The organism is Streptomyces sp. NPDC006923 (assembly GCF_040635655.1).
Classification (GTDB): Bacteria; Actinomycetota; Actinomycetes; order Streptomycetales; family Streptomycetaceae; genus Streptomyces.
On the sequence record NZ_JBEYIF010000004.1, the window covers coordinates 122,509 to 137,625 of the forward strand.

The following is a 15,117-nucleotide window of genomic DNA, read 5'->3' on the forward strand; positions in this document are numbered from 1 at the left end:
CCCCGGCGCGCTGGTGCGCAGCGCAGTCTTCGCCTGAGGTTTTCCCCACCCCCCTGCTCCGGTGAGCCCCCGCCGGACGCCCGCGGGCCCTCCGTAGCCGTAAGACAAAGTTAAGGAACGGGCGGCCGTCTTCTCGTCGTCCGCCGGGACGAACGACCCCTGGCCGTAGGTAAGGAGAACCCCCTAGGGGACCCGGCCCCGAGGGAAGCCCCCAGAGAAGGACGCGGGCGGAGAGCACGGACAGCCCCGGGGCGCGGCACCGGCCGGGACCCGCGCCCTCCCGCACCACGCCACGCGGGTGAGAAGGTGTCCCACGGAAATACATGCATAGGGAAGGGATCCCGTGAGCGGCGCCGGCGGAAGTACCGAGGACACCGGACGTACCGAAGCGACACCGGAGGCCCCGGCACCCGCGGCCGTCCCCGCGCCCCCCGGCCCCCGAAGCCGCCGCGGCAGCCGGCCGGACGGCGAGCGGGGCCGCGGGCCGGTCGTCGCCGCACTGATGCTCGCCATGGCGCTCGCCGCGCTGGACGGCACCATCGTCTCCACGGCCGTCCCGCAGATCGTCGGCGACCTCGGCGGATTCGCCGTCTTCTCCTGGCTGTTCTCCGGCTATCTGCTCGCCGTGACCGTCACCCTGCCCGTGTACGGCAAGCTCTCGGACACCTTCGGCCGCAAACCGGTCCTGATCGCCGGGATCGTCCTCTTCCTCATCGGCTCCGTGCTCTGCGCGACCGCCTGGAACATGGCCTCCCTGATCGCGTTCCGCGTCGTCCAGGGCCTCGGCGGCGGCGCGCTCCAGGGCACGGTGCAGACCATCGCGGCCGACCTCTACCCGCTCAAGGAACGCCCCAGGATCCAGGCCAAACTGTCGACGGTCTGGGCCATGTCGTCCGTCGCGGGACCCGCTCTCGGCGGGCTGCTCGCCGGATACGCGGACTGGCGCTGGATCTTCCTGATCAATCTGCCGGTGGGCGCCGTCGCGCTCTGGCTGGTGGTCAGGCACCTGCGGGAGCCGGGCCGTACCCCTGCCCCCACAGCCGGTGCCACGCCGGCCGTCCGGAAGGACGCGTCCCCACCGCCCGCCGGCACGTCCGGCCGCGCCGCCCGCACCGTAGGGGCGCCCCGCCCCCGTATCGACTGGGCGGGCGCCCTCGCCGTCTTCGCCACCGGCGCGCTGCTGCTCACCGCCCTCGTCCAGGGCGGCATCGCCTGGCCCTGGCTGTCCGCGCCCTCGTTCGCCTTCCTGGGCGGCAGCGCCGTGCTCGCCGCCCTCACGGTGGTCATCGAGCGGCGCGCGGCGGAGCCGATCATTCCGGGATGGGTCTGGCGCCGCAGGACCATCGCCGCCGTCAATCTCGCACTCGGCGCCCTCGGTCTGCTGATGGTCGCCCCGACCGTCTTCCTCCCGACCTACGCGCAGTCCGTGCTCGGCCTCGGCCCGATAGCCGCCGGCTTCGTCCTCTCCGCGATGACGCTGAGCTGGCCGGTCTCCGCGGCCCTCGCCAACCGGCTCTACAACCGCATCGGCTTCCGCCGGACCGCGATCACCGGAATCTCACTGGCGATGCTGGTGCTGCTGGCCTTCCCCCTGCTGCCCTTCCCCGGCAAGCCCTGGCAGCCGGCCCTGATCATGCTGCTGCTCGGCGGCGCGCTCGGGCTGTTCCAGCTCCCCCTGATCGTCGGCGTCCAGTCGACCGTCGGCTGGTCGGAGCGCGGCACGGCCACCGCGTCCATACTCTTCTGCCGCCAGGTCGGGCAGAGCGTGGGCGCCGCGCTGTTCGGCGCCGTCGCCAACACCGTCCTCGCCGCCCGGCTCGCCGACCCGCCCACGCCGGGACTCCCCGACGACCTCGACTCGGTCTCGCGCGCACTGGAGAACCCCGGCGCGCTCACCGCCGAAGCCGCGGACTATCTGCGCCGGGCGGTGGACGCGGCGGTCGACCACGTCTACCTCGGCGCGGCCGGGGCCGCCGCCGTCGCCCTGCTGGTGCTCCTCTTCGTGGCACCGCACCGCTTCCCCGTCATCGCGGAGAAGGACGGCGACTGACACACGCGCCCGCCGGCGCACGGCACCGGGCCCCCGCCGGCTCAGCCCGTCACCGGGACGCGCCCGGTCAGCGCCGCCAGACTGCTCCGCACCTGCGCCAGGTGCGCCCGCATCTCCTCACATGCCTCGTTGTGCTCCCGCAGCACCCGCTCCGTGTCCCGCGCGATCCGGTCCGCCCGCGCCCGCGCCTGCCCGACCAGATCGGCGGCCCTGGCCCGGGCGTTCTGCTGACCGGACCGCGCCCGCTCCCCCGCCTCGAAGAAGAGCCGCTGCGCGTGCATGAGCCGGACCTCCGCGTACGCCGCGAGTTCCGCCTGCTGGAGCTCCACCGCGGCCTCCCGCTCGGCGAACTCCCGCTCCGCCGCCACCAGCCGCTCGATCTGCCCCTGCTGGGGACCGCCGACCGCGGCCTGGGCCCGGCGGCGTGTCTCCGCCAGCATCTCCAGCGCCGCCTCGCGCTGCTCGTCGGCGTCGCGGCGCGCCTCTGCCAGCTCCGCGTCGGCCGCGCTCCTGGCCGCCTCCAGCACCCGACCCGCGTAGTGCTCCGCCGCCGCCCCCACGGAATCCGCCTGGGCGCGGGCTCTCTCCCTGAGCTGGTCCGCCGTGGCCCCCGCCCCATCGATCACCGCCCGCGCGTCCTCGTGCGCCCGGGCCCGTACCGCCTCGGCCTGCTCCACGGTGAGAAGCAGGATCTGCTGGGCACGATGGCCGAGCGTCTCGTACGACTGCGGCGCCAGGGACGCCACCCGCTTGCGCATCCCCGCCGTCTCGTCCTCCATCCGCGTGACGATGCCGGTGAGGCGCGCCGCGCGCTCCCAGGCATCGGCACGCTCCCGGTACAGCGCCGTAACCCGCTGATCGACCTGCGCCGGGCAGTAGCCACGCCCCCGTACCGACGCGAAGCCGTGCGCCGACAGCCATGCAGCACCCATCGTTGAAACCCCTTTCCGACACAAAACACCATCCGGAGTAATCCTGTCGGAAAGGACCGAACTGCCCATACCGCGACACTCCCCCCGGCCGGCCAGGTCCAGGACACGGCTCGCGGTGCACGGCACCGGAAAACGCGAACGGCCGAGGCGCCCACCGCATCTCGCGGGGAGCGCCTCGGCCGTTCACCTGTCGCGCGGCCACCGGGCCGCGGTCAGCTCAGAGCAGACCGTCCCACATCTGCTCCAGCAGCACCGACCACCAGCTCTCCGGCGACGACAGCGCCGCCGGATCGAGCACCGAGAGCTGCGCCTGGAAGTCGACCGTCCAGCGGCCCGCCTGCTCCGGGTTGAGACCGAAGCGCAGCCGCCACATCCGGCCGAGCAGCGCCAGCGAACGCGCGAACTCCGGCAGCCCGGTGTTCACGAACTGCGCCGGCAGCGACTGCCCGCCGGGACCGGCCTCGACCGGCACCGCCATGATGTGCGCCGTGCCGTACTGGACACAGATCGCCCGGCCGAAGTCGCTGCCCATCACCAGATACGAGTTCGCGTCCGGCGCGGCCGGCACCTGCCGCTGCGCGGCCAGCTCCGCCAGCGTGGGCACCACCGGCTGCGGCGGCTGGGCCCAGAAGAACGGCCCGAAATCGGCCGGCAGACCCGCCCACACCAGCGTCCGCGCCACAATCTCCGGCACCCCCTGACGGGACACCGCCCGCTGGTCGAACCGGCAGATGCCCGCCGGGCCGAACGCCCCCATCAGCTCCTGCGCGACGCCCTCCGGCGGGACGGGCGGCGCGGGGGGCAGCGGCGGCAGCGGCGCACGCACCGGCGCGGGCCGCGCGGGGCCGTCCGCGACCTGATGCAACTCACCCTGATGAGTGAGGAGATGCCGCATGCCCTGTTGCCGGCCCGCGTGGTCCTGGCCGTACGGGGCGACGCTGGTGATCCGCACCTGCGGCCAGGTCTCCCTGATCATGCGCGCGCAGTAACCGCCGGGCAGCTCGCACGACTCCAGCTCCGTATGCAGCTCCAGCACCTGCTGCGGCGGCACATTCAGGGCGCGCAGCTCATGCAGGAGCTGCCACTCGGGATGCGGAGTGCCGGGCGCGGAACGCCTGATGAGCCGGGCCTCGGAGCCGTCGGGCGCGCGATAACGCAGCACGGCCTGATAGCCGGGGCCGACCGTCGGAAGCGCGGGCGGCTGCTGCGGATAGCCGTACCCCGCCGGGACCGGCGGCGGCACGGGGCCGGGACCGGCCGGCGGCACACCGGGCGGCCCGGGAGGCGCCGGCGGCGGACCCGCCCGGCCGGGACCGGCGAGCATCGTCTCGGCGTGCTGCGCGCCCCCCGGGACACCCGGCGGACCGGGCGGACCCGGCACCTGGGGCGGAGCCGGGGGCGGGACCTGCCCGCCCCGCGCCGGGCCCGCGAACATCGTCGGCGCGTGATGCGGCTCGCCCCCGGGCACACCGGAAGGCCCGGGCGCACCGGGCGGCGGTGCGGCCGGAGGCCCGGAAGGCCGCGGCCCGCCGGGACCTGCCTGCGGGACAAGCTGCGTCGGCAGATAGCCGCCCGCCGGAGCACCGGGCGCACCCGGCCCAGAAAGCGGCGGCGGAACGGACGGCCGCGCGCCCGGCACCCCCGGAGCACCGGGCGGCGGCGGAGGCGTCGCTCCGCCACCACCGGGACCGCGCCGCGGTGCCTGCGCCTTGCTCGTCGCGGCGTCCGCGATGTCCGCGGCCCCGGGACCGGCCGGCAAGGGCGCGCCAGGACCCGCCGCCCCGCCGCCCAGCACCGGATTCACCGTGGTGGGCGGCAGCTCGCCGCCGCCCGGCAGAAGCGTCGTCGGCGCGTCACCGGGCGCCACGGGCGATGCGGCACGCACCTCGTCCGCCGCCGGGAGCGGCGCCGCGAAGACCGTCGCAGGCAGCGGCACGGAACCGTCCTCCGCCGACCCGGGCGACGCGTTCGTGTCGGTACCGGCCCAGGGTGTGGCCCCGGCCGGCACCCCGTCGTTGGCGGTGGGCACGTACGCCCCGCCGCGACCGCCCGGCGCACCCGGCGCGGCCCAGGGAGAGCCGCCGCCCGGCGCGTTCGCCGCCGTACCGGCGCCCGAAGTCGGCCCCGAGGACGGACCAGAAGCCGCCGCGGCACCCGAAGAGCCCGCAGAACCCGGAGCGGTTGCCGGCCGCCGGTCCGAAATCCCCAGCCTGTCCGCCGCCTCCTGGAGCCACTCGGGCGGAGTCAGCAGGAACGACGTCTGATTCAGATCGATCCGCTGCGGCGGCTCGGCCGCCGAAGGCGCCTCGACCGGCGCCCCGTACTCCTCCTCGTACCGCCGGATCACCTCACCCACCGGCAGCCCCGGCCACAGCGTCGCCTCACCACTGTCCCGGGCTATCACCAGCCGCTGCCGCCCGCCGTCCGACGTGGGACCGTCCTCGCGGTCCTCCGCCCACACGACAAAACCCAGCTCGAACTCCCGCACCCGCACCTCACGGTGCTGGTAACCCGGCACATCGCCATTGACCCAGTCGTCCGCGCGCTCCTGCGCCTGTGCGAAGGTCACCATCGCGCTCACCCCTCCACCGGGACGGCGCGCGCGAAGCCGCCGTCCACCATCAGGTTCGCCACGGTCTCCAACTCGGGCGGACTGCCCGCCAACCGCCCCAGAAAGACATCGAAATCGTCCCCGCAGGGCAGCAACAGCCGCTCCACCCGCTCCCGCACATCCCACTCGCCCCGGTCCCGGGCGTCGTCGTACGCACAGAACCAGACCGAACCGCGCCGCTCACCCTTCACCTTGACCGCGAGAATGCCACCCTGGACAAAACCGACACCCAGGTAATCCTTGGTCACATGGTCCCGCAGGCACTTGTTGACATACACCAGGTCATTGACCGCCGCCTCGTCCCGCACCGTGAAAAACGGCTGATCCACCAGCAGCCCCAGCTCCGCGTCGAGCGCCACCCCCACCGGCGCGCACCCACCCGCCGCCTTCAAAAACGCGCGATAGGCACCCGGCAGCCGATACCCCAGATCCTCCTCCACCCCCAGAAGCTGCTGCTCACTCACCGACAACGACGCCTTCGGCAGCCCGAAATGCACCGGCCGGGTCTCCCGCAACGGCCGCGTACCGCGCTTGTCATGATCCACACGCGTCGTCGCCAGACCACCGTGATGCCGCAGCAACGCCTTCACCTCAACAGGCACCAGCACCAGCCGCCGCGAAGCCGGCACATGGTGCCAGGTCAGACCATGCGGAGTGGCCACCGGGGGAATCGTGTCCCACAACTCGTGCCCCGCCGCGTGCAACGCCGTGTTCGCCGACACATAGTCCGTGAGCCGCAACTCGTCCACGCCGAACCCCTCCGGAGGATCCGCGATCTCCGCGGCGGCGCGCGCGTACGGCGAGAAATCCGGATAGCCGTCCTCGTCCACCCGCACCCCCCTCGGATGGCGAGCGGCCCGGACCGGGTCCGGAAAATGCACGACCTGCCCGGCATAGGCCGCGTTCGGTGGCGCGGCTTGCTGCCCGAGCCGACCTGTCGTCATGGCGGTTGCCCCCTGCTGCTTCCGGCTGGTTCAGCACAGCCCTGGTTCAGCACAGCCTATTCGGTGGGGCAAGAGGGACTCAGGTACTTCTCCCAGCCGCCGCCACACCCCTTCGAACCCGTGACCAACCGTCACTCAAGAGTGACCCAGAGCCGACACAACCCCCCGAAACGCGCCCCAGCTTCCCCACGGCCCGTCACATTTGGCAGGCTGTCCCCGCAAACTCGGGGGACGTGACACCAGCGGCTACCCGCCGCGGGCACGGGAGGGACAGCACCTTGCACACAGCACCGACCGGCACATCCGGTGACCCACGCCTCAGTTGGAGCAGCACGGAACCAAGCCGGCCGCCCGCACTCCACCGGCGCCGCGACGGCATCCTGCCCGCCGTCGCCGCCGCACTCTCCGTCCGCGGCGAAACCCTCACCAGCACCGCGGGCAAAGGCGACCAGCCACCCACGCTCCACCCGCTCGTACAGGACTTCCTCGACACCCTCATCAGCGGTCAGCGAGAGCGCTTCACCGGCCGCTGCCCCGAAGCCATACTGCTCTCCCGCCACCTCACCGCCACCGAGGAGAACCGCTCCAAACGAGCCCGGCGAAAACCCCTCACCCACAGCGAGGCACGCCGCTCCCTCAAACACTCCAAACTCACCGCCCGCCACATCCGCGAGGACGGCGACCCCCTCCACGGCAGCTACGCCCCGCCCTGCCGCTCCTGCACCCCGCTCCTCGCCCACTTCGGCGTACGGCCCGTCGACCCCACCGAGAACGGCTGACCATGCCCGACCTCAGCACCACCCGATTCCCCGTCCCCGTCGACGCCGCACTGCGCGAAGCCGGCTGGCAGCCCGGCCGCTGGGACATAAAGCAGGCCGAGGAATGGGCCGACACCCTCAGCGCCCACATCACCCCCGCGGGCCACCGCCACACCGTCCTCCCCGCCGCCGTCGAAGTCTGGGCCGAATTCGGCGGACTCCGCATCACCGCCTCCGGACCAGGACGCCAAATCGCCCCCGCCACCCTGCGCATGGACCCCATGGCCGGCATCCACCTCGCCCGCACCCTCGCCGACCTCGGCCGGTCCCTCGACACCCAGATCAGCCCCCTCGGCGAAGAAGGCGAAGGACAAGCCGTCCTCGCGATCGACACCGCAGGCCGCGTCTTCAGCATCGACCACACCGGCGACTGGTACCTCGGCCCCGACATCGACCACGCGCTCGGCACCCTGCTCACCGGCCTGGAACCCGCCCGGCTCACCTCAAGCTGACCCCCCACCCCGGAAACCCCACCCCAGGGGCCCGCACAACCGGACCGCCGCGCCCCCGCTCAGGCAGCCGCACCACGATCCGGCAGCACCGCCGACACCCGGAAACCCCCCGCGTCCGTCTCCCCCGACACAAACGCCCCACCCAGAGCCATCACCCGCTCCCGCATCCCCACCAGACCATTACCGCCACTCGGCAACCCGGCGTCCTGCGCGCCACCGTCCGAAGGCCCGTTCTCCACCTGCATGGCCACCTCCGCGTCACGATGCGCCAGCCGGACCCTCACCTTCGCGCCCGCCGCGTGCTTGTGCACATTGGTCAACGCCTCCTGCACCACCCGGTACGCCGTCTGCTCGACCTCCCGCGCATACGAACGCCACTCCCCCTGCACCGACAGCTCCACGACCATCCCCGCATCCCGGGACTGCCCCACCAACGCCTCGATGTCCCCCATGCCCGGACCGTCCTCAGCCGCCGCCGCGGCCGCGGCCGCCGCAGCCGCGAGCCCCACCGCCGCCAACGGCACCGAAGCAGGCGGCCCCGCATCCGCCGCCTTCCGCGCCGCCACCTGCTCCCCCGCCCGCAGCACCCCCAGCATCTCCCGCAACTCCGTCAACGCCTGCCGCCCCATGTCCCCCACCAGCGCCGCGTTCTTCACCGCCTTCGACGGATCCTTCAACGCCACCGCCTGCAACGCCGCCGCATGCACCACCATCAGACTCACCCGGTGCGCCACCACGTCATGCATCTCACGGGCGATCCGCGTCCGCTCCTCCGTACGCGCCCACTCCGCACGCTGCTCCGCACGGTCAGCCAGCAGCGACAACTCCTGCTCCAGGCTGTCCGCCCGCTCCCGCAGACTCTCCATCAACCGCCGCCTCGCCCCCACATACAGCCCGAACAGCACCGGCGGCGCAGTCATCCCCACCGACATCAGCACCGCCACCAGCGGCACATACCACCGGCCCGAATCGAACCCCGTGTCCGCCACGTTCTGCCGCGTCCGCACAAACGTCACGATCAACGTCCCCACCAGCGACATACCGGCCAACGCGACAATCAACCGGCGCGGAGTCTCCGAAGCGGCGAGCGTGTACAGCCCCACCAGCCCCATCAGAAAACCCATCTCCGCCGGCGTGATCGCGATCGTGACAAGCACCACCGCCAGCGGCCACCGCCGCCGCACCAACAGCACCGAACCGGCCAGCAGCCCGAACATCACCCCCACCGGCACCGGCAGCGCCGCCGTGTCCGCGAACCGCACCCCCTCCAGCCCGCACTCCAGAGCCGACACCACCGCCAGCCCCACATCCAGCACGACACTGCGCCGCCGCGCCCACCACCACAGGCCGCGAGCGGTCTCGCCCGCAGCGTCCTGGTGTGCCCCCGTTGTGGTCATGTCTCCCAGCCTACGGGCGCCCGCGACCCAATTTCCGGCGACCGCGACAGCACAGAAAGCGACCACACACGCCACGAACAAGCATCGATCCCTCGAACTGGCGAATCGCCCAGACATTCGAGCCGGACGTCCGTATTCCGGACGATGATCTCCGACATGACAGCGACCCACGGCACCTACGCCGACTTCGAGGGACTCCGCGAACAAGCCGTCGCGCTGCGCCGGGAGGGGCTCAGCCTGCGCCAGATCCGCGACCGCCTGAAGATCCACAACAACGACATCCTCAACCGCCTCGTCAAAGGCGAACCACCACCGGACTGGACGAAACGCCCGAACGCCAAGGACGACCTGCGTGACAGGGCCCGCGAGCTGCGCCTTGAGGGCCTCACCTACGACCAGATCCAGCTCGAACTGGGCTGCTCGAAGAGCTCGATCTCGCTGTGGGTGCGGGATCTGCCGAAACCGGAGCGGCGCGACTCCGTGGAACAGGCGAAGCTGGCCGCCCGGAAGCGCTGGGACCACGAGCTGGCGGTCCGGGAGGAGGAACGCCGGCGGACGAAGTCGGCGGCCACCGACGACATCGGGGCGATGTCCGAGCGGGAGCTGTTCCTGCTGGGGGTCGGGCTCTACTGGGCCGAAGGCTCAAAGGCAAAGCAGCACCGCCCCCAGGAACGGGTCACGTTCATCAACAGCGATCCACACATGATCGAGGTCTTCTTCGCATGGCTCGATCTGCTGGGCGTCGGCCGCGACCGGCTGCGCTACCAGGTACAGATCCACGAGTCGGCCAATGTCTCCGCCGCCGAGCGCTTCTGGGCGGACGTCGCGGGCGTCGATGTGGCGGCCCTCGGGAAGACCACGCTCAAGAGGCACAACCCGAAGACTGTTCGAAAGAATGTCGGCGAGGACTATCGCGGCTGTTTCGCCATTCGGGTCCTGCGAAGTGCCGACTTGTACCGTCGCATCGAGGGCTGGTGGTACGGCATAGTAGTTGCTGCACTCACGCCCGATCCCAAAAATCGGACATAGGCGGCAAACTATCCCGGGTCGTCTAAAGGCAGGACAAATGGTTTTGGTCCATTGAATGAGGGTTCGATTCCTTCCCCGGGAGCAGCTCGTCACGGGTCCCGACCACACCGGTCGGGACCCGTATTCGTTTCCACTCCGAGACCCCCCGGTATCCTGCGGTTGTCCACCACTCGAAGCCGAAGGGCATTCCCGTGAGCGCCAACCGCCCGGCAGCCGTCATCGTCCTCGCAGCGGGTGAGGGAACCCGCATGAAGTCGAAGACTCCCAAGGTCCTGCATGAGGTCTGCGGGCGCTCGCTCGTCGGACATGTCGTGTCCGCGGCCCGTGAGCTCGATCCCGAGCATCTCGTCGTTGTTGTCGGCCACGCCCGTGAGCAGGTCGAGGGGCATCTCGGCGACGCCTACCCCGGTGTGCGCACCGCGCTCCAGGCGGAGCAGAACGGCACCGGCCATGCCGTCCGGATGGCGCTCCAGGAGTTGGGGAGCACTCCGGACGGGACCGTGGTCGTTGTGTGCGGGGACACTCCGCTGCTCTCCGGGGAGACGCTGAACGCGCTGGCCGCGGCCCACGCGGCGGACGGCAACGCGGTGACGGTGCTGACGGCCGAGGTGCCGGACGCCACGGGGTACGGGCGGATCGTCCGGGACGGCGCGAGTGGCGCGGTGACGGCGATCGTGGAGCACAAGGACGCCACCGAGGCGCAGCGGGCGATCCGTGAGATCAATTCGGGGGTGTTCGCGTTCGACGGGCAGTTGTTGGCGGACGCGCTGGGGAAGGTGCGTACGGACAACAGTCAGGGTGAGGAGTATCTGACTGATGTGCTCGGGATTCTGCGGGGGGCGGGGCACCGGGTGGGTGCGGCGGTGGCGGCGGATCACCGGGAGATCGTGGGGATCAACAACCGGGTGCAGCTCGCGGAGGCGCGCCGGTTGCTGAATGACCGGTTGTTGGTGCGGGCGATGCTGGCGGGTGTGACGGTGGTGGATCCGGCGTCGGTCTTCGTCGATGTGACGGTGACGTTCGAGCAGGATGTGGTGGTGCATCCGGGGACGCAGTTGCTGGGTGGGACGCATCTGGGCGAGGGGGCCGAGGTGGGGCCGAATTCGCGGTTGCGGGACACGTCGGTGGGTGCGGGTGCGCGGGTGGACAACACGGTGGCGGACGGCGCGGTGGTGGGTGAGGCGGCGACGGTGGGGCCGTACGCGTATCTGCGGCCGGGGACGAGGCTTGGCGTGCGGGCGAAGGCCGGTACGTATGTGGAGATGAAGAACGCGACGATCGGTGAGGGTACGAAGGTGCCGCATCTGTCGTATGTGGGGGACGCGACGATTGGTGAGTACACGAATATCGGCGCGGCGAGTGTCTTTGTGAACTACGACGGCGAGTCGAAGCATCACACGACGGTCGGCTCACACTGTAAGACGGGTTCGGACAACATGTTTGTGGCGCCCGTCACGGTGGGGGACGGTGCTTATACGGCGGCGGGGTCGGTCATCACGAAGGATGTGCCGGCTGGTTCGCTGGCGGTTGCCCGGGGCCAGCAACGGAATATTGAAGGCTGGGTGGCCCGGAAGCGTCCGGGCAGCGCCGCGGCGCGGGCGGCTCTGGCCGCGCGGGAGGCGGGTGGGTCGGCTGAGATCGAAAGCTGACCGGAAACAGGTGCGTCGTTCTCGGCGTACCGTGATATCTGCACGATTCGGCTGGCTCGCAGGGACGCGCGGGTGCAGTGGCCGTCGACACGTCTGAGGAGACTGTGCTGTGACCGGGATCAAGACGACCGGCGAGAAGAAGCTGATGCTCTTTTCCGGCCGCGCCCACCCCGAGCTTGCGGAGGAGGTGGCGCAGCAGCTTGGTGTCGGGATTGTGCCGACCAAGGCGTTTGATTTTGCCAATGGTGAGATTTATGTCCGTTATCAGGAGTCGGCTCGTGGTGCGGACTGCTTCTTGATTCAGAGCCATACCGCTCCGATCAATAAGTGGATCATGGAGCAGTTGATCATGATCGATGCTCTGAAGCGGGCTTCGGCCCGGAGCATCACGGTGATCGTGCCGTTCTACGGTTACGCGCGGCAGGACAAGAAGCACCGTGGGCGGGAGCCGATTTCGGCCCGTCTGGTGGCTGATCTGATGAAGACGGCGGGCGCTGACCGGATTCTGACGGTGGATCTGCACACGGATCAGATTCAGGGCTTCTTCGACGGTCCGGTTGATCATCTGTTCGCGCTGCCGGTGCTGGCGGACTATGTCGCGGGGAAGGTGGACCGGTCCAAGCTGACGGTGGTGTCCCCGGACGCGGGCCGGGTGCGGGTCGCGGACCGCTGGTGTGACCGTCTCGGGGCGCCGCTGGCGATCGTGCACAAGCGGCGTGACAAGGATGTCGCGAATCAGGTGACGGTCCATGAGGTCGTCGGAAATGTGGCCGGCCGGGTGTGTGTGCTGGTGGACGACATGATCGACACGGGCGGGACGATCTGTGCGGCGGCGGACGCGCTGTTCGCGCACGGTGCTGAGGACGTCATCGTGACGGCGACGCACGGGGTGCTGTCGGGTCCGGCGGCGGACCGTCTGAAGAATTCACAGGTCAGTGAGTTCGTCTTTACGAACTCACTGCCGGATCCGGGCAATCTGGACCTCGACAAGATCACGGTGCTGTCGATCGCGCCGACGATCGCGCGTGCGGTGCGTGAGGTGTTTGAGGACGGATCGGTGACCAGCCTCTTCGAGGAGCAGGCGTAGTCGTACGGCTGTGCCCGGTCGTGTTCCGGGTGCGGAAGATCGATTTCTGGGGCGGCCTTCCCGCCGGGTAGACTCATGGAGTTGCTCGGCGAGGGAGGCCGCACTTCTGTGCGGCGGTCCGTTATCGGCGCGCTCTTCGTAGCAGGCCTGTTGTGGCCGGGTGACGGCCGACTTTTCTGTCACCTACTACGAGGAGTGCATCATGGCTGAGCTGAAGCTGACCGCCGAGACCCGTACCGAGTTCGGCAAGGGCGCTGCCCGCCGTACGCGTCGTGCCGGCCGGGTTCCCGCGGTGATCTACGGTCACGGCGCCGACACCGTTCATGTCACGCTGCCGGGTCATGACCTGATGATGGCGCTGAAGACCGCGAACGTGCTGATCGGTCTGGACCTTGAGGGCCGCCAGTCGCTGGTGATCCCGAAGGCCGTGCAGCGTGACCCGGTCAAGGGTTTCATCGAGCATGTCGACCTGCTCGCGGTGAAGCGCGGCGAGAAGGTCACCGTCGAGGTGGCCGTGCACACCGAGGGTGAGCTGGCCCCGGGCGCGAACCTGCTGGAGCACGTGCTGTCGACGCTGACCGTCGAGGCCGAGGCGACGCACATCCCGGAGTCCGTGACGGTGTCGATCGCGGGTCTGGACGCGGGTGCGTCGATCCTGGCGAAGGACATCCCGCTGCCGTCGGGTACGACGCTGGTCATCGACGAGGACGCGGTCGTCCTCCAGGTCCTGGCCGCGCAGGCCGAGGAGCCGGCCGCGGACGAGGCCGGCGAGGGCGAGGGTGCGGGCGCCGAGGCCTGATCCTCTGCTGTGCCCCACGGGGTGGCGGGCCATGGCCCGCCACCCCGTTCGCCTGTTCGGGACCGCGGGCCGTCCGGGGCCCGTGCGGGATTTCTGATTCACCTGATGCCGGTATGTGAGGAGACGCTGCGCGGATGACGACGGATGCGAATGCCCCTTGGCTGATCGTGGGTCTGGGGAATCCCGGGCCGGGGTACGCGGCCAACCGGCACAACGTCGGGTTCATGGTGGCCGATCTGCTCGCGGAACGTATCGGCGGTTCGTTCAAGCGGGCGCAGAAGGCGCAGGCCCAGGTGATCGAGGGGCGGCTCGGGGCACCTGGTCCTGCGGGCCGGCGGGTGGTGCTGGCCAAGCCGATGTCGTTCATGAATCTTTCCGGTGGCCCGGTGGTGGGGCTGCGTGATTTCTACAAGGTGCCGACAGAGCGTGTGGTGGCGGTCCATGACGAGCTGGACATCGACTACGGCGTGCTGCGGGTGAAGCTGGGCGGCGGGGACAACGGGCACAACGGTCTGAAGTCGATGACGAAGGCGATGGGTGCCGAGTATCACCGGGTGCGGTTCGGAATCGGCCGGCCGCCGGGGCGGATGCAGGTGGCCGATTTCGTGCTGAAAGATTTCTCGTCGGCGGAGCGCAAGGAGCTGGGTTATTTCGTGGATCGGGCGGCCGACGCGGTGGAGTGCCTGGTGACGGAGGGGCTGGAGCGGGCCCAGAGCGCGTACAACTCCTGACAAGGCCCCGCATTCGGGACCACAGGTTGACCGAATGTGTTCCCATGGCCAAAGATCGCGCTCCATGAAGCGGAGTTCGCCCCATCCTTTGCTGTCGTTCGGCCGTCGGGCCGCACTGGGCTGTGTCGTCCTTCTGCTGCTCGCGGCGGGCGTCTGGTCGTCCTGGGGCGCCGCGCAGCATGTGATGCTCGCGAAGGGGCGTGAGCACGGCATGTTTTCGGTCACGGGCTGCGAGGACGGGACATGTACGGGGTCGTACGACCCGGAGGGCGCCGCGCCGCCGCGCGGCGGGATGACCGTCGAGCAGTCGGTGGCGGTCAAGAAGGGCGGCCGGTTTCCGGTCGTGGTGAAGCCGGACACGCATGAGCTGGTCCGTACGGGCACGCCGGGGCTGCTGTACGCGTGGGTGCCGTTGGGCGGCGGTCTGCTGCTGGCGTCCCTGGTGATCGGCGGCGGGCTGCGTCTGACGCGGACGGCCTGGGGGGCGGCGCTGGCGGGCGGGGCGCTGCTGCTGGCGGCGTTCTTCGCGCTCTGACGGGCGCCGCCGCGTACCACCCGCGTACCACCCGCGTGCCGGCTGCTCACCACCCGCGTATCTCCGCGTATAGAAGAGGCTGC

Annotated in this window: 13 protein-coding genes and 1 tRNA gene; 10 read left to right on the forward strand and 4 right to left on the reverse strand. The window is 70.7% G+C overall.

Going from position 1 to position 15,117, the window contains the following annotated elements; genetic code table 11:
- Window positions 1–502: 502 nt before the first annotated feature.
- Window positions 503–2,050 carry an MFS transporter gene (locus tag ABZ707_RS09025; RefSeq protein WP_360171294.1) on the forward strand — a complete coding sequence of 516 codons (1,548 nt, stop codon included), beginning with the start codon at window positions 503–505 and terminating at the stop codon, window positions 2,048–2,050.
- A gap of 41 nt (window positions 2,051–2,091) precedes the next feature.
- Here the strand turns inward: ABZ707_RS09025 and ABZ707_RS09030 are convergent, their stop codons facing one another.
- The 3 genes from ABZ707_RS09030 to ABZ707_RS09040 all read right to left on the reverse strand — a co-directional run bounded on the left by ABZ707_RS09030 (window position 2,092) and on the right by ABZ707_RS09040 (window position 6,537).
- Window positions 2,092–2,982: a cellulose-binding protein gene (locus ABZ707_RS09030; RefSeq protein ID WP_360170202.1), complete on the reverse strand. Its 891-nt coding sequence runs from the start codon at window positions 2,980–2,982 to the stop codon at window positions 2,092–2,094.
- 217 nt (window positions 2,983–3,199) lie between these two features.
- Window positions 3,200–5,554 carry an SUKH-4 family immunity protein gene (locus ABZ707_RS09035; protein WP_360170205.1) on the reverse strand — a complete coding sequence of 785 codons (2,355 nt, stop codon included), beginning with the start codon at window positions 5,552–5,554 and terminating at the stop codon, window positions 3,200–3,202.
- 5 nt (window positions 5,555–5,559) lie between these two features.
- Entirely contained in the window at window positions 5,560–6,537 is a 978-nt protein-coding gene (locus ABZ707_RS09040; RefSeq protein ID WP_360170208.1) for an SMI1/KNR4 family protein, read from the reverse strand.
- A gap of 278 nt (window positions 6,538–6,815) precedes the next feature.
- Between ABZ707_RS09040 and ABZ707_RS09045 the strand changes: the two genes are divergently transcribed.
- Both ABZ707_RS09045 and ABZ707_RS09050 read left to right on the forward strand, forming a co-directional pair.
- Window positions 6,816–7,316 (forward strand): YwqJ-related putative deaminase, encoded by a 501-nt coding sequence (locus ABZ707_RS09045; RefSeq protein ID WP_360170211.1) that lies wholly within the window; start codon window positions 6,816–6,818, stop codon window positions 7,314–7,316.
- A gap of 2 nt (window positions 7,317–7,318) precedes the next feature.
- Window positions 7,319–7,807, forward strand: coding sequence for an SUKH-3 domain-containing protein (locus ABZ707_RS09050; RefSeq protein WP_360170214.1), 489 nt, complete (start codon window positions 7,319–7,321; stop codon window positions 7,805–7,807).
- 59 nt (window positions 7,808–7,866) lie between these two features.
- Here the strand turns inward: ABZ707_RS09050 and ABZ707_RS09055 are convergent, their stop codons facing one another.
- The gene (locus ABZ707_RS09055) at window positions 7,867–9,204 is read right to left on the reverse strand and encodes a histidine kinase (RefSeq protein WP_360170217.1); all 1,338 of its coding nucleotides are present in this window, start codon (window positions 9,202–9,204) and stop codon (window positions 7,867–7,869) included.
- Between the two features lie 156 nt (window positions 9,205–9,360).
- Between ABZ707_RS09055 and ABZ707_RS09060 the strand changes: the two genes are divergently transcribed.
- The 7 genes from ABZ707_RS09060 (at window position 9,361) to ABZ707_RS09090 (ending at window position 15,034) form a co-directional block, all read left to right on the forward strand.
- Window positions 9,361–10,233 carry a hypothetical protein gene (locus ABZ707_RS09060; protein WP_360170220.1) on the forward strand — a complete coding sequence of 291 codons (873 nt, stop codon included), beginning with the start codon at window positions 9,361–9,363 and terminating at the stop codon, window positions 10,231–10,233.
- Between the two features lie 11 nt (window positions 10,234–10,244).
- A tRNA-Gln gene (locus tag ABZ707_RS09065) sits at window positions 10,245–10,315 on the forward strand.
- A 109-nt stretch (window positions 10,316–10,424) separates the two neighbouring features.
- Window positions 10,425–11,882: a bifunctional UDP-N-acetylglucosamine diphosphorylase/glucosamine-1-phosphate N-acetyltransferase GlmU gene (gene glmU / locus ABZ707_RS09070; protein WP_360170223.1), complete on the forward strand. Its 1,458-nt coding sequence runs from the start codon at window positions 10,425–10,427 to the stop codon at window positions 11,880–11,882.
- A 109-nt stretch (window positions 11,883–11,991) separates the two neighbouring features.
- Complete coding sequence (locus ABZ707_RS09075; protein WP_360170226.1) at window positions 11,992–12,969, forward strand: ribose-phosphate diphosphokinase; 978 nt, start codon at window positions 11,992–11,994, stop codon at window positions 12,967–12,969.
- A gap of 202 nt (window positions 12,970–13,171) precedes the next feature.
- Entirely contained in the window at window positions 13,172–13,768 is a 597-nt protein-coding gene (locus ABZ707_RS09080; RefSeq protein ID WP_360170229.1) for a 50S ribosomal protein L25/general stress protein Ctc, read from the forward strand.
- A gap of 134 nt (window positions 13,769–13,902) precedes the next feature.
- Window positions 13,903–14,499: an aminoacyl-tRNA hydrolase gene (gene pth, locus ABZ707_RS09085; protein ID WP_360170232.1), complete on the forward strand. Its 597-nt coding sequence runs from the start codon at window positions 13,903–13,905 to the stop codon at window positions 14,497–14,499.
- A gap of 64 nt (window positions 14,500–14,563) precedes the next feature.
- On the forward strand, window positions 14,564–15,034 hold the full coding sequence (locus tag ABZ707_RS09090; protein ID WP_360170235.1) for a hypothetical protein: 471 nt from the start codon (window positions 14,564–14,566) through the stop codon (window positions 15,032–15,034).
- Window positions 15,035–15,117 lie beyond the last annotated feature (83 nt).

What these genes read in the sequence shown, in the direction of transcription:
- ABZ707_RS09025 (WP_360171294.1), top strand. Translation starts at nt 503, where the DNA reads ATGCTCGCCATGGCGCTCGCCGCGCTGGACGGCACCATCGTCTCCACG.
- ABZ707_RS09030 (WP_360170202.1), bottom strand. Translation starts at nt 2,982, where the DNA reads ATGGGTGCTGCATGGCTGTCGGCGCACGGCTTCGCGTCGGTACGGGGG.
- ABZ707_RS09035 (WP_360170205.1), bottom strand. Translation starts at nt 5,554, where the DNA reads ATGGTGACCTTCGCACAGGCGCAGGAGCGCGCGGACGACTGGGTCAAT.
- ABZ707_RS09040 (WP_360170208.1), bottom strand. Translation starts at nt 6,537, where the DNA reads ATGACGACAGGTCGGCTCGGGCAGCAAGCCGCGCCACCGAACGCGGCC.
- ABZ707_RS09050 (WP_360170214.1), top strand. Translation starts at nt 7,319, where the DNA reads ATGCCCGACCTCAGCACCACCCGATTCCCCGTCCCCGTCGACGCCGCA.
- ABZ707_RS09055 (WP_360170217.1), bottom strand. Translation starts at nt 9,204, where the DNA reads ATGACCACAACGGGGGCACACCAGGACGCTGCGGGCGAGACCGCTCGC.
- ABZ707_RS09060 (WP_360170220.1), top strand. Translation starts at nt 9,361, where the DNA reads ATGACAGCGACCCACGGCACCTACGCCGACTTCGAGGGACTCCGCGAA.
- ABZ707_RS09080 (WP_360170229.1), top strand. Translation starts at nt 13,172, where the DNA reads ATGGCTGAGCTGAAGCTGACCGCCGAGACCCGTACCGAGTTCGGCAAG.
- pth (WP_360170232.1), top strand. Translation starts at nt 13,903, where the DNA reads ATGACGACGGATGCGAATGCCCCTTGGCTGATCGTGGGTCTGGGGAAT.
- ABZ707_RS09090 (WP_360170235.1), top strand. Translation starts at nt 14,564, where the DNA reads ATGAAGCGGAGTTCGCCCCATCCTTTGCTGTCGTTCGGCCGTCGGGCC.